General features: G+C 35.6%; 13 protein-coding genes and 1 tRNA gene. 13 read left to right on the top strand and 1 reads right to left on the bottom strand.

What is annotated here, in order from left to right:
* Positions 1-40 precede the first annotated feature (40 nt).
* A tRNA-Leu gene (locus tag BMZ74_RS01745) sits at positions 41-127 on the bottom strand.
* A gap of 301 nt (positions 128-428) precedes the next feature.
* Here BMZ74_RS01745 and BMZ74_RS01740 point away from each other — a divergent pair.
* The 13 genes from BMZ74_RS01740 to BMZ74_RS01680 all read left to right on the top strand — a co-directional run bounded on the left by BMZ74_RS01740 (position 429) and on the right by BMZ74_RS01680 (position 14,119).
* Positions 429-1,259: a sulfide/dihydroorotate dehydrogenase-like FAD/NAD-binding protein gene (locus tag BMZ74_RS01740; protein ID WP_089858693.1), complete on the top strand. Its 831-nt coding sequence runs from the start codon at positions 429-431 to the stop codon at positions 1,257-1,259.
* On the top strand, positions 1,259-2,668 hold the full coding sequence (gene gltA, locus BMZ74_RS01735) for an NADPH-dependent glutamate synthase (RefSeq protein WP_089858690.1): 1,410 nt from the start codon (positions 1,259-1,261) through the stop codon (positions 2,666-2,668). The genes BMZ74_RS01740 and gltA overlap by 1 nt, the downstream gene beginning before the upstream one ends.
* A 16-nt stretch (positions 2,669-2,684) precedes the next feature.
* The gene (gene xseA, locus BMZ74_RS01730; protein ID WP_089858687.1) at positions 2,685-3,944 is read left to right on the top strand and encodes an exodeoxyribonuclease VII large subunit; all 1,260 of its coding nucleotides are present in this window, start codon (positions 2,685-2,687) and stop codon (positions 3,942-3,944) included.
* Positions 3,937-4,218, top strand: a complete 282-nt coding sequence (gene xseB / locus BMZ74_RS01725) for an exodeoxyribonuclease VII small subunit (protein WP_089858685.1) — start codon at positions 3,937-3,939, stop codon at positions 4,216-4,218. Before xseA ends, xseB begins: the two co-directional genes overlap by 8 nt.
* Positions 4,219-4,220: 2 nt before the next feature.
* Positions 4,221-5,105, top strand: coding sequence for a polyprenyl synthetase family protein (locus BMZ74_RS01720; protein ID WP_089858682.1), 885 nt, complete (start codon positions 4,221-4,223; stop codon positions 5,103-5,105).
* A gap of 632 nt (positions 5,106-5,737) precedes the next feature.
* On the top strand, positions 5,738-6,301 hold the full coding sequence (locus BMZ74_RS01715; RefSeq protein ID WP_089858679.1) for a hypothetical protein: 564 nt from the start codon (positions 5,738-5,740) through the stop codon (positions 6,299-6,301).
* Positions 6,294-8,213, top strand: a complete 1,920-nt coding sequence (gene dxs, locus BMZ74_RS01710; protein ID WP_089858676.1) for a 1-deoxy-D-xylulose-5-phosphate synthase — start codon at positions 6,294-6,296, stop codon at positions 8,211-8,213. Before BMZ74_RS01715 ends, dxs begins: the two co-directional genes overlap by 8 nt.
* On the top strand, positions 8,192-9,016 hold the full coding sequence (locus BMZ74_RS01705; RefSeq protein ID WP_089858671.1) for a TlyA family RNA methyltransferase: 825 nt from the start codon (positions 8,192-8,194) through the stop codon (positions 9,014-9,016). Before dxs ends, BMZ74_RS01705 begins: the two co-directional genes overlap by 22 nt.
* Positions 9,017-9,020: 4 nt before the next feature.
* On the top strand, positions 9,021-9,872 hold the full coding sequence (locus BMZ74_RS01700; RefSeq protein ID WP_245750778.1) for an NAD(+)/NADH kinase: 852 nt from the start codon (positions 9,021-9,023) through the stop codon (positions 9,870-9,872).
* Between the two features lie 25 nt (positions 9,873-9,897).
* On the top strand, positions 9,898-11,598 hold the full coding sequence (recN, locus tag BMZ74_RS01695; RefSeq protein WP_089858668.1) for a DNA repair protein RecN: 1,701 nt from the start codon (positions 9,898-9,900) through the stop codon (positions 11,596-11,598).
* A 4-nt stretch (positions 11,599-11,602) separates the two neighbouring features.
* Entirely contained in the window at positions 11,603-12,385 is a 783-nt protein-coding gene (spo0A, locus tag BMZ74_RS01690; protein WP_089858664.1) for a sporulation transcription factor Spo0A, read from the top strand.
* Between the two features lie 13 nt (positions 12,386-12,398).
* On the top strand, positions 12,399-12,932 hold the full coding sequence (locus tag BMZ74_RS01685; protein ID WP_089858660.1) for an NUDIX domain-containing protein: 534 nt from the start codon (positions 12,399-12,401) through the stop codon (positions 12,930-12,932).
* Positions 12,932-14,119 carry an endonuclease Q family protein gene (locus BMZ74_RS01680; protein ID WP_089858658.1) on the top strand — a complete coding sequence of 396 codons (1,188 nt, stop codon included), beginning with the start codon at positions 12,932-12,934 and terminating at the stop codon, positions 14,117-14,119. The genes BMZ74_RS01685 and BMZ74_RS01680 overlap by 1 nt, the downstream gene beginning before the upstream one ends.
* The last annotated feature ends 8 nt before the right edge of the window (positions 14,120-14,127 follow it).

Genomic DNA, 14,127 nt, shown 5'->3' with positions numbered 1-14,127 from the left:
AAAAAGAGCCCAAAAAGGACTCTTATCACTGCTATATCAATGGTGCGAAAGGAGGGATTCGAACCCTCACGGTCGTGAGACCACTAGACCCTGAACCTAGCGCGTCTGCCAGTTCCGCCACTTTCGCACTGACAAATAATATTGTAACCCAAATAGATAATTTTGTCAAGCAAGAAACTAAATAAATAAGTGAAGTTAAATTTAAAAAAATAGTGGCTGAATTTAAATTAAATTGTGAATAAAATAATAATTTATCAAAAACGATTTATACTAAAATAAATGCAGGAATTGCAGGTTCTAAGAAAGAATTAGTTATTAATAGCACTATCTATAGAACTATCTTTATGTTAAAATTACTTTACATAAGTAAAAAAATAGTTCAAGCAAAATAAAAATTTTAAGCTTTATTTTTAAGTAGGAGGTAAATTATGTACGAAATTTTAGCCAAAGAAGTATTGGCTCCAACAATTAAAAGGTTAAAAGTTAAAGCACCTTTAATTGCAGCTAAGACTGAACCAGGGAATTTTATTATATTGCGTGTTGATGAACAGGGAGAAAGAATCCCTCTGACTGTAGCTGATTATGAAAGAGAAAATGGTATAATTACTATTATCTTTCAAGAGGTAGGGTATTCTACCAAATTATTGGGTAAAATGGACAAGGGTGATTTTATCCAGGATATAGTTGGACCATTGGGCCATCATATTAAATTAGATGGTTATCAAAAAGTAGTTTTACTGGGAGGAGGATCAGGAACTGCCCTTTTATATCCCAAAGTAAGAGGTTTTTCTGGAACTGAAGCAGAAGTAATCAGTATAACTGGTGCTAGAACTAAAAATTTAATTATTTTGGAAGATGAATTAGAACAATATAGTGATAGACTATTTATTGCAACTGATGATGGCAGTTATGGACATCATGGGTTTGTAACTGATATTTTAAAAGACCTCTTGGAAAAAGAAGGCGATATTGATCTCGTAGTTGCAATTGGACCAGTTCCTATGATGAAAGTAGTTGCAGATTTAACTAAAAAATTTGATGTAGAAACAATTGTGAGTTTAAACACAATTATGGTTGATGGTACTGGAATGTGTGGAGCCTGTCGAGTAACTGTTGGTGGAGAAACTAAGTTTACCTGTATTGATGGGCCTTCTTTTGATGGCCATCAGGTTGATTTTGATGAATTAATGAATAGACTTAATTTTTATCGAGATGAAGAAAATCTTGTTTATGCTAATGTGGTTGAGGAGGAGAAATAATGGCAGTTCAGAAAGAAAAAACTCCGATGCGTGAACAAAAGCCGGAGGAAAGAATTAAGAACTTTAAGGAAGTACCTTTTGGTTATACAGATCAAGAAGCAGTTGTAGAAGCAGAAAGATGTCTGCAGTGTAAACATCAGCCCTGTGTAGAAGGGTGTCCTGTCCATGTCCCAATACCCCAATTTATTCAGGCAGTTAAAGATGGCAATATTGAATCAGCAAACCAAATTATCAAAAGCAAAAACAATTTACCTGCTGTTTGTGGTCGGGTTTGTCCCCAGGAAGAGCAGTGCGAGAATGTCTGTGTAATGGGAATAAAAAATGAGCCAGTAGCAATTGGACGCTTGGAAAGATATGTAGCAGACTATAATATGGAACGTGGTACATCTCAATCTGGAGATGAAGAATTAAAAAAAGATAGAATACCTGCCTTGATTGGTAAAAAAGCAGCTGTAATTGGTGCTGGACCAGCAGGTCTTACTGCAGCAGCAGATCTGGCTAGATATGGGCTTAAAGTAACAGTTTTTGAAGCACTACATGCTACTGGTGGAGTTTTGCGTTATGGAATTCCTGAGTTTAGACTTCCCAAGGATATAGTTGACCAGGAGGTAGCAGCTATCAAAGAATTGGGAGTAGAAATTAAACTTAATGTTGTAGTAGGAAAATCTATTACAGTTGATGAATTATTTGAACAGGGTTATGAAGCAATGTTTATTGGAGTAGGTGCTGGTCTGCCTAGATTTTTAGGTATTCCTGGAGAAAACTTAAACGGAGTTTATTCCGCTAATGAATTTTTAACCAGAGTTAATTTGATGAAAGCATTTAAATATCCAGAATATAAAACTCCAGTTGTAGTTGGCAAAAAAGTTGCAGTCGTAGGAGCAGGTAATGTGGCAATGGATGCAGCTCGAACTGCTAAAAGACTTGGAGCAGAAGATGTTTATATAGTTTATCGCCGGGCTAAAGAACAGATGCCAGCCCGGAGTGAAGAAATTCATCATGCTGGTGAAGAAGGTATTGAATTTAAGCTGCTTAATAATCCAGTTGCTATCCATGCCGAATCAGGTCGAGTGGCAACTATGGAATGCCAGAAGATGGAATTGGGCGAAAAAGATGCTTCCGGCAGAAGAAGACCAGTTCCAATTGCCAACTCAAACTGGCAGCTGGAGCTTGATACAGTTATTATTGCAATTGGTCAAAATCCTAATCCACTTTTAACTAGCTCTACTAAAGATCTTAAAACTAAGAGTTGGGGTGGCATTGAAGTAGATTCTGACCAGCAGACAAGTAGAGAAGGCATTTATGCCGGTGGTGATGTAGTTACTGGTGCTGCAACAGTAATTAAAGCAATGGGAGCAGGCAAAACAGCAGCTGAGAATATTAAAAAATATTTATTAGCCAAAAACTAAAACTAGAAGTGATTTTATGACAGAATTATATCAAAATAATTTATTTACAAATACAGATGAAGAAAGAAAGATTTTTACCATAGCTGAGATAACTGATTATCTGCAGTCTTTACTTAACTCAGACCCGGTATTAACCGATTTCTGGGTTACAGGTGAAATTTCTAATTTTTATCATCATAGTTCAGGTCATATGTACTTTACTTTAAAAGATAAAAATTCTCAGCTTAAAACAGTTATGTTCAAAGGTTATAATTCTAAAGTTGATTTTGAAATAGAAGATGGGATGCAGGTTACTGCCCGGGGCAATCTTGATATTTATGCTAGACGGGGTGAATATCAATTTTATGCTCGTGAATTAGAAAAGGCAGGTCAGGGAGAACTATATAGAGCTTTTGAAAAATTAAAAGTTAAATTAGAAAAAGCAGGACTCTTTGCTGAAAGTCAAAAAAAGTCTATTCCTTTATTAGCTAAAAAAATAGGGATTGTAACCTCACCAACAGGGGCAGCTATCCGGGATATTCTTTCGGTAATGCAGAGAAGAAGCGGTAAATTTTCTGTGTTAATTGTGCCAGCCCATGTGCAGGGTAAATTAGCTAAAGCTGAAATAACAGCCGGGATCAATTATTTAAACAGCAGATCTGATATTGATTTGATTATAGTTAGCCGGGGTGGGGGATCAATCGAAGATCTCTGGCCATTTAATGAAGAAGAGGTGGCCCGGGCCATCTTCAATTCCGCCTTACCTGTAATCAGTGGAGTTGGTCATGAAACAGATTTTACCATAGCAGATTTTGTAGCTGATTTAAGAGCCCCAACTCCTTCAGCAGCAGCCGAATTGGCCACAGCTAATCGGGAAGAAATTTTAAATAGACTGGAGAATTTAAGCCAGCGTTTAATTAATACTAGTCAAAACCAGCTGCAGGAAGTAAAAAACAAATTAAAAAATATTGCAGAGCGGCGAATTTTTGCATTTCCAGCTGAAATTTTTAGAGATTATCAACAACAGCTTGATAGCCTGGAAACTAAGCTGCTCCATCAGACAGAAAAAAGTTATACTGATTGGGAAAACAAATATCAGCTTTTATATCATAAGCTAAATAATCTTAGTCCTTTAAAGACCCTTGATCGGGGTTACAGTATTCTACAGGATAAAACAAATAATTCAATTACATCTGTCGAAAATTTATCCGTTGGACAGCAAATAACTGCTCGGCTTAAAGATGGTAGAGCAAAATTGAAAGTACAGGCAAAAAAAGTAGGTGATTTAGATGACTAAACAGAATGAGAAAGCAAATAATTCGGCAAAATTAGATCTAGCAAAAATAGACTTCGAAACTGCTTTAGAAAAATTACAAGTTATTGTTGAAGATCTTGAGCAGGGAGGACTTTCACTTGATAAAACACTGGCAGAATTTAGCCAGGGAATGCAGCTGCTTAAATTTTGTCATCAAAAATTAGATCAAGCAGAGAAAAAAATTGAATTAATGGTTAAAGAAAATGATGAATTTAGCAAAGAAGTTCCTTTTGCTTCTGAAGTTGAGGGGGAATAAATTTGGCTGAATTGAAGACAGTTTTAACAGAAAAAGCAGCAGCTGTTGATAATAAATTAAAAGAATTAATGGAACTTAAATCAGATGAGCTTGCTCCAATTTTAACAGAAGCAATGAGCTATACACTATTCTCAGGTGGTAAGCGGATTAGACCAGTTTTATCTTTACTAACTGTTGAACTTTTAGGAGGTAATTACCAAGCAGCTTTAACTGCAGGCTCAGCTTTAGAAATGATTCATACCTATTCTTTAATTCATGATGATTTACCAGCTATGGATGATGACAAGCTGCGGCGAGGTAAAAAAACCAACCACTTAGTTTATGGTGAGGCGATTGCTGTTTTGGCAGGAGATGCCCTTTTAACATATGCTTTTCAAATTTTAAGTGAGTTAGAAATTGCTGATGAGCGACAGGTAAAACTGATCAATCTGCTGGCCAGATCAGCTGGTTATCAGGGTATGGTAGGGGGGCAGGTGCTTGACATTCAGGCAGAAAATAAACAGCTTAAATTGGAGCAACTGCAAAAATTACAGCAGGGGAAAACAGGTGCTTTGTTAAAAGCAGCTGTCTTAATTGGTGTTTATTGTTCTGACTATCAACAAGATCAGGAAAAGGCTCTCTTTAATTATGCCCAAAATATCGGTATTTTATTCCAAATAGTAGATGATTTGCTTGATTTAACTGGTGATACAGCTGCTCTAGGTAAGGAAGCTGGCCGAGATGAAGAACTTAATAAATCAACTTATCCCAGTTTACTTGGGTTAGAAGGGGCAGAGTCAGCTGCCAGAGAATATGCAGCAGCAGCAAAAGCCAGCCTTGCTTCTTTAAGTGGTCAAACAAATTATTTAGTAGACCTGGTTGATTATATCTTAACTAGAAAGCATTAATTGAAGGGCATTTATAAATGTGTTATAATTATTTAAAATGCAGATGGTGCAGTATTCTAGTCGGCATACTATCTTTGAAGGCGGGGCTAAAAATCCGTCCAAGGGCACATCGATGAAGTTCTTTGTAATGGCTGCTGACGCCCAGTCGGGGGCTTTTGCAGAGAGATAAGGGCTTGGGGCGATCCACAATGGCATGTGGGCGTTGACCCCTTTCCCGCGGAGGCCTGGTCGAGTTAGATGATACATAGCAAGGCCAGGTTAACCTGTTTTTACTGTAAAGTAAAACAGTGTAGCCTGCTTTGAAGTGGTAATGGAGACAGTAGCAAAACATTAGACCTGGATCCAGTCTCTTGTTGGTCCTGCTGGAAACCATTACTGCAAAAGAAGCTAGGAGATAGTTTAAATGTTGTTAAGGAAAACTTCTAGACTGTCTTAATGGGTAGGGTAGGGATTAAAGTGTGTTCTGAGTGGTAATCCAGCTCTGTAGTGGGAAACCCTGCGGCGGGAATTTAATGAGAAATCTCCTGTCTGGCGACAGATGGGAATTCCCGGGGAAAACCTGCTGGACCTATGACACAGCATTTATCTATCAGATCACCATCTGCTATTTTATTAATGAGGTGAATAAATTTTTGAATAAATTCTTGAGCAGTATTGTTATTGCTATAATTACTTTTTTTATTGCGGTGAGTGTGTCTTCTGTATCTCAAACTCAGGTTCAGTATGTACCATTACCGATGGCAGTGATAATACTGTTAATTATTATAATAACTGGGGTTTTATCAGACATGATTGGAGTGGCTGCAACTGTAGCCCGGGAAGAGCCTTTTAATGCAAAAGCTGCTAAAAAAATTTTTGGTGCTAAAACTGCTCTTTATCTAGCTAAAAATGGTGATAAAGTATCGAGTTTAATGTGTGATATTGTTGGTGATATTTGTGGTACTATAAGTGGTGCTATTAGTGCAGTAATTGCTCTCGACTTAATTAATTATTATGGTTTTTCTAATTTCTGGACAAGTTTAGTTATTATTGGCCTTGCTTCTGCCTTAACTGTCGGAGGGAAAGCTTTTTTTAAACATTATGGTATGAAAAAATCTACTGAAATAATATTTTTAGCTGGAAAAACATTAACTCTATTTATTTATATATATAGATATTTGCTTGGCTTATTAAAAAGAGGTGTAAGTGATGAGTGATTATTTAGCAGGAATAAATACCGTGGCTGATTTAAAAAGATTAAAATCTTACCAGCTTAAAAAACTGGCCGAAGAGATCAGAGAATTTTTATTAGAAAACATTTCCGTTACTGGAGGACATTTAGCTTCTAATTTAGGTACAGTAGAATTAACTATTGCGCTTCACCACTATCTTAATAGTCCAGTTGACAAAATAATTTGGGATGTTGGACATCAAGCTTATACTCATAAAATTTTAACCGGTCGTAAAGATTGTTTTACTAAATTAAGACAAAAAAATGGTTTGAGTGGTTATCCTAAATGTAGTGAATCTCCTCATGATATTATGGGGGCTGGTCACAGCAGCACCTCAATTTCAGCTGCAGTTGGGCTTGCTATGGCACGTGATACTCTGCAGCAGCAGGGTGATATTTATGCAGTAATTGGTGATGGAGCTTTAACTGGAGGTATGGCTTTTGAAGCACTTAACCATGCAGGCCATATTAAAGCTAACATTAATGTAATTTTAAATGATAATGAGATGTCAATTGCAGATAATGTTGGAGCTGTTTCTAACTATCTAGCTTCACTGCGCAATGATCCAACTTTGAACAAAGTTAAATCAGATATAGAATTTTTAATTAATAAAATTCCCAGAATTGGGGGAACTGTTTCAGGAGCTGTAGATCGAGTTAAAAATGCTTTGAAATATACCTTTATTCAAGGAATTTTATTTGAAGAATTTGGTTTTAAATATTTGGGACCAATCGATGGACATAATATAGTAGAATTAACACATTATTTTCAGCAGGCTGAAGCAATTAAAGGACCTGTTCTTTTGCATGTAATTACTAAAAAAGGGAAAGGCTATCTTCCGGCTGAACAGAATCCAGATAAATTTCATGGAGTTGGGCCATTTAATTTAAGTGATGGCAGCCTTAAAAAACAAAAATCTAACAAAAGTTATAGCACCGTTTTTGGTGAAACTTTAGCCAGAATTGCTAAAGAAGATCCCAAAATTGTTGGCATTACAGCAGCTATGCCAGGTGGGACAGGGATGAGTATTTTTGCTGCTCAATTTCCAGATCGCTATTATGATGTTGGAATAGCAGAACAGCATGCAGTAACTATGAGTACTGGTCTGGCTAAGGGAGGTTTAAAACCAGTCTGTGCCCTTTATTCTACTTTTGCCCAGCGAGCCTATGACCAGATAATCCATGATGCGGCAATTCAAAATGTTGATTTAACTCTGGCAATTGATCGGGCTGGTATTGTCGGCAATGATGGTGAAACTCATCAGGGATTATTTGATTTTTCTTTTTTACGTCCTGTGCCTAATTTAGTGATGATGGCTCCCCGGGATGCAGAGCAACTACAACAGATGCTTTATACAGCTATTAATTATGCTGGCCCAGCTGTATTACGTTATCCTAGAGGAGTAATAAATGGCCAATATCAGCCAGAAGAATTAGCAGAAATAAAAATTGCTACAGCAGAAGAACTGCTTAGCTTAGAAGATACTGATTTAAATATAATTGCAATTGGTTCAACTGTTTATCCAGCTCAGAGAGCAGCGGCAGTTCTCCAGCAGCATGGTTTTAAGATTGGCTTACTTGATGCTAGATTTGTTAAACCTCTGGCTGAAGAAGATATTTTAAAAACTATCAAAACAAGTAAAAAACTCTTAATCTTAGAGGAACAAATGCTGGCTGGTGGTTTTAGTTCAGCCATTTTGGAACTGGCAGCTGATCAGCAATTACCATTGCCAGATCACAGCCGTCTTGGTATTCCCGATCAATTTGTTCAACAGGGATCTATGGCAGAAATGAAGGCGGAATTTGAACTTGATGCAAAAGGGATTTTTAAAAATGCGCTTGCTCTGTTGGGAAAAGTTGAGGAGGTAGAAAAATTATGGCAGCCCGGGCAAGATTAGATCTAATTGCTACTGAACGCGGGCTTTTTAAAAGCAGATCCCGGGCCAAAAGAGCAATTATGGCCGGGCTTGTTTTTGTAGATGGAGTTCGTGAAGATAAAGCAGGTACACAAATAGCACTTGATGCTGAAATTGAATACCGTGGCCAGGTTAATCCTTATGTTAGCCGTGGTGGTTTTAAACTGGCTCGTGCCTTAGAAAAATTTGAACTTAGTGTAACAGGAAAAGAAGTAATTGATATAGGGGCTTCTACTGGCGGCTTTACTGATTGTCTTTTACAAAACGGAGCTGCTCGAGTTTATGCAATTGATGTTGGTTATGGTCAATTGGCGTGGAAATTGCGGCAGGATGAGAGAGTTGAAGTTATAGAACGCTGTAACTTTAGACATTTAGAAAAAAAAGACTTACCAGTAGAAGTTCCTTTAATTGTAACTGATGTTTCTTTTATTTCGCTGCGTTTAATTATTCCAGGTGTAAAAAAATTTCTCCAAAAAAATGGTGATTTTGTTGCCTTAATTAAGCCTCAATTTGAAGCAGGCAGAGAAAGAGTTGGCAAAAATGGAGTAGTTAAAGATCCTGCAGTTCATCAGGATGTTATTGAATCTTTAAGTGAGTTTTTTCTCAGATCTGGTTTTTTACCCTGTCAATTAGCTTATTCTCCAATTACTGGTGCCAGCAGTAAAAATATTGAATATTTAATTAGATTAAAGTATAGCAAGTCGACAGATGATTTAATATCTGCGGACTGGCAGCAAAAAATTAGCGAAGTAGTCAAAACAGCACATCAGGAATTGGGAGGTTAGTTAAGTGAAAGCAGCTATGATTTTAAATTTAAATAAAAAAGAAGCTTTTACAGTGGCTGAACGAGCCATTGACTGGTTTGATAAGCAGGGATATGATTATTTATTAGAAAAAAGAGCTGCCTTTCAGCTTAGTAAACAGGATAAGGTAGCTGATTATGAAAAGATGAAAGCAGAAGCTGATTATGTAATGATTATTGGTGGCGATGGGACTTTTTTACATACATCACACCATTTTATCGGCTCTGAACTACCGCTTTTAGGAATTAATGTAGGGCGGCTTGGTTTTTTAACTGATGTGGAAACTGAGGAACTAACAAAAGCTCTGGCAATGATTTCTGATGGTAATTTTAAGGTTGAAAAAAGAATGATGTTGAAAACTAAACATATGCGGAATCATAAAGTACTGGAGAGCAGCTATGCTTTAAATGATTATGTAATTAATCGAGCCCCAGACTCTCAAATGCTTAAAATTAAATTATATATTAATAATGAGCTGGTTAATAAATTTAGAGGAGATGGTTTAATTATTGCTACTCCAACCGGTTCAACAGCTTATTCTCTTTCTGCTGGAGGACCAATCATTAATCCCCGACAGATTAAAGCAATTTTAATTACTCCAATTTGTGCTCATAATCTTCATCTACGGCCGATGGTTATTTCAAATAAAGAAGCAATTAGAATAGTTGTCGATAGTGATGGGCGTTCAATTAAAGGCTGTGCAGATGGACGGCAGAAAAACAAACTTATTCCAGGTGATGAGATCCAGTTAACTGGTGCAGATCAAGAATTATCCATTATTAAGTTGCCTGATCGGACTTTTTATACCATTTTAAAAGAAAAAATGAATCTTGCCTAACACCTAACTGACAGGAGGAAAAATAATGCTCAGTGACTTACAGGTTAAAAATTTTGCATTAATTAATCAGGTTAATATTAATTTTAAACAAGGTTTAAACATCTTAAGTGGAGAAACTGGAGCTGGTAAATCAATTATAATTGGAGCTCTCGATCTACTTTTAGGGGCAAGGGCATCAACAGATATAATAAGAAGTGGTAAGGAGGCAGCTTATATATCTGCCTTTTTTCAGCCTGATGAACTAGAACTAATTAATCAATTTCTAAGAGAAGCTGGTATAGAAACAGAAGAAAATGGAATTTTAATAGCCAGAGAAATTAGGGAAAATGGCCGCAATAGAACTTTAATTAATGGTCAGCTGGCTACCCTAAAAATTGTCAAAAAAATTAGCCGTTATTTGATTGATATTCATGGTCAGCATGAGCATCAGTTATTATTAAATCAAGATTATCATCTGATGATTCTTGATGCTTTTATCGGGCAAAAAATTGCCGAACATAAAACAGAAATAAATAAACTTTATCAGAGTTTAAAAGAAATAAAGCAGGAATTAGCAGCAGTAGCAATTGATGAATCAGAACGAGTTCGGGAACTTGATATGGTTAATTTTCAGATTGAAGAAATTGAAACTGCTAAATTAAAAGCTGGTGAATATAAAAATTTAAAAGAAGAATATAAAGTACTGGAAAATGGAGAAGAAATTTATCAAGTTATTAATGAATTTATTAATGTTTTAAGTGGGGATGAATTTAGCAAACAGGGGATTATTGATCGTCTGGCAGCTTTAAAAAATAAAATGTTGAATTTTAATGAATATAATGAGGAATTGTCTGCTCTTAATCAACATTTTAATGATATTTACTATAATTTGGAAGAATTTATTTTTGAATTAAATGATTTTGAAGCAAAATTTGACTATGATGAAGATCGTCTTAAATTGCTTAGTCAGCGGCTTGATCTAATTAATGGTCTTTTGCGTAAATATGGTGATAGTGAAACAGAAATTTTAAATTATTTAACAGAATTATATAGCAAGAAAAATCGTCTCGAAAATTTGGAAGAAAAACTAGTTCAGCTGCAAAAAAAAGAAAATGAAATTAAGTCAAAATTACTTGTCAAAGCAGCTGATTTATCCAGAATAAGGCAGAATTATGCAGTAGAATTAGAAAATAATTTACAAACTGAGCTGCAGGATTTAGCTATGGAAGATGTAGAATTTAAAGTTGATTTTTCAGAAAAAAATATTGCTGCTGATGGAATTGACCGGATAGAGTTTCTAATTTCTCCTAACCGGGGAGAAGAATTGAAATCACTGGTTAAAATTGCTTCTGGTGGTGAGTTATCAAGAATTATGTTGGCACTAAAAACAATTACTGCTGCTCTGGATCAGGTAGATACTTTAATTTTTGATGAAGTTGATAGTGGAGTTGGTGGTAAGACAGCAGCTAAAATGGCTGATAAGCTTTCTCAAATTGCAGTAGGTCGACAGATTATTTGTATTACCCATCTACCTCAAATAGCAAGTCAGGCTGATCATCATTTTTTGATCAAAAAAGAAAAGGGTGAGAAAAGAACTTTTACTCGTATTTATCCTTTAGCTAAAACAGAAAGAATTGAAGAACTTGCTCGTATGATTGGGGGAACTAGAATGACAGATAAAACAATTGCTCACGCAGAAGAAATGTTAAATCTGGCTGGCAATTTTAAAGTAAAGCAAGGGGGATAAAAAAATGAGTACTGAAATAAAAGTTTTAATAGTTGATGATAATCAGGAATTTTGCCAGCTGCTGGCTGAATTTCTTGAAATGAATGAGGACTTTAAAGTTGTTGAAATACTTCATAATGGAGAAGAAGCCCTCAATTATTTAATAAATAATCAGAACCCTGATATTTTAATTATTGATTTAATTATGCCTCATTTAGATGGAATTGGAGTTCTGGAAGAATTAAATGCACGTAATTTGATTAATACAATGAAGATAGTAGCTTTAACTGCAATGGGACATGATGAGATAATGAAAACAGTAATTGATCTAGGTGTGCATTATTATATTATGAAACCATTTGATCTTGATAAATTAGTAACCAGGTTGAGACAATTGGTAATTAAACAGGAAGAATATCAACCTAAAATACGTTATTCAGCTCCTGCCAAAGAAGAAAAAGATTATCCTGCATTAATTACTTCTATTATGCATGAAATGGGAATTCCCGCTCATATAAAAGGTTATCATTATATTCGCTATGCAGTTGAATCAGTTATTAATGATATTGATCTAATCAATGCGGTAACTAAAGAATTATATCCTAAAGTTGCTGCAGAGTTTAACACAACTCCTAGTCGTGTAGAGAGAGCAATTCGGCATGCGATTGAAGTTGTCTGGCAGAGAGGGAGTGAAGAGGCTTTAAAAAAATATTTTGCCAATAATATTAATGAAAATATGAAGCCTACTAATTCTCAGTTTATTGCCAGAATTGCTGATAAAATTAGAATTGACTTAAAAGTATCTTAAACTGGAGGATGTTATGAAATTAGAGCAGGAAAAGTGCGAACAAAGAAAATTGATTTATCAGGGCAATATTTTGAAATTGTTTAAAGATCAGGTTAGTTTTCCAGATGGAAATAATTCAAGTCGGGAAGTTGTTGAACATAATGGTGGAGTTTCTGTTCTGGCTGAAGATAAAAGTGGTAAAATACTATTAATTCGCCAGTATCGTTATCCTGTTAAAGAAGTTATTTATGAAATTCCAGCTGGTAAACTAGAAATTGGCGAAGAAGTTATTGAATGTGCAGCCAGAGAATTACAGGAAGAAACTGGCTATCAGGCAGAAAAATTGGAAAAATTATTTGAATTTTATCCAACACCTGGTTACAGCAGTGAAAAAATTTATATTTATCAAGCCAGTAATTTAAGTTATGTCGGCCAGAATCTTGATGAAGGTGAATATATTGAAGTAGTTCCTAAAACTAAAACAGAACTACTTGAACTTTTTAAAGCAGGGAAGTTAAAAGATAGTAAAACATTAATTGCTGTTATGTATTATTTAGGTGATTTTTAATGCTAAATAATTTTTTTGCTGATTTACATATTCATATTGGGGCAGCTAGTGGAGGAAGTCCAGTTAAAATAACTGCTTCCCGTAAGCTTAATTTTCCTAATATTTTAGCAGAAGCAGCTTTTAAAAAGGGCCTGGATATTGTCGGGATTATTGACTGTGCTTCTCCAGCTGTAATGGCTGACATCGAAGATTTGTTATCTGCTGGGAAAATGCGTGAATTACCCGATGGTGGTATTTTATATCAAGAAAAAATGCTGGTTTTGCCAGGGGCTGAAATAGAAAGTAGAGAAGCAAATGGTGGTCAGGTTCATTATCTTGCTTTTTTCCCTTACTTAAAAGATATTAAAGAATTTAGTTTGACTATGGCCAATTATATCTCTAATATTAACTTAAGTTCTCAAGCAGCTAGTTTAACTGGTAAAGAATTATTGCAGATTATTAGTTATCATGGCGGAATCATGATTCCAGCTCATATTTTTACTCCCCATAAAAGTTTTTATGGTAGAGCCTTTAGCACTTTTAAGGAGATATTTACTGAGCAGGAATGGCAGCAAATACCTGCTGTAGAGCTGGGATTAAGTGCTGATACTGCAATGGCTGATCTGCTTACTGAACTAAATGAAAAAACATTTTTAAGTAATTCAGATGCCCATTCATTACCTAAAATAGCCCGTGAATATAATATTATTCAGCTGGCTGAACTTAACTTTAATGAATTTTTAAAAGCCCTTAAACGGGAAGCTGGGCGGCAGGTTATTCATAATTATGGGCTTAATCCGGAATTAGGTAAGTATCACCGCAGCTACTGTGAAGTTTGTGAGCAAGTTTTTGCTGGCCCTGAACCTATTTTAAGCTGTCCTGATTGTGGAGCAGATAAGCTAATAGTGGGAGTGAAAGACCGGATACTTGCAATAGCAGATCAGCAGCCTGATCTGCATCCCGATCATCGTGCTCAATATACTTATCAGGTACCACTGCTTGATATTCCCGGGATTGGGAAAAAAACTGCTGCTAAATTGTTAAAAAATTGTGGAACTGAAATGGAAATTATTCATAAGTTAAGTCTGGCTGAGCTAAAAGATTGTAGCAGTGGGAGCGTTTATCAGAAAATAAAACGAATTCGAGAGCATGACTTTAATTTTCTTCCTGGTGGAGGAGGAATTTATGGTAAAGTAGTTTTTGCTTAAAGAGTAAA

It is taken from the genome of Halanaerobium salsuginis (assembly GCF_900114545.1).
GTDB lineage: Bacteria > Bacillota > Halanaerobiia > Halanaerobiales > Halanaerobiaceae > Halanaerobium > Halanaerobium salsuginis.
The sequence above is the reverse complement of the archived record's forward strand: the minus strand, read 5'-3'. Positions and strand labels throughout refer to the sequence as shown.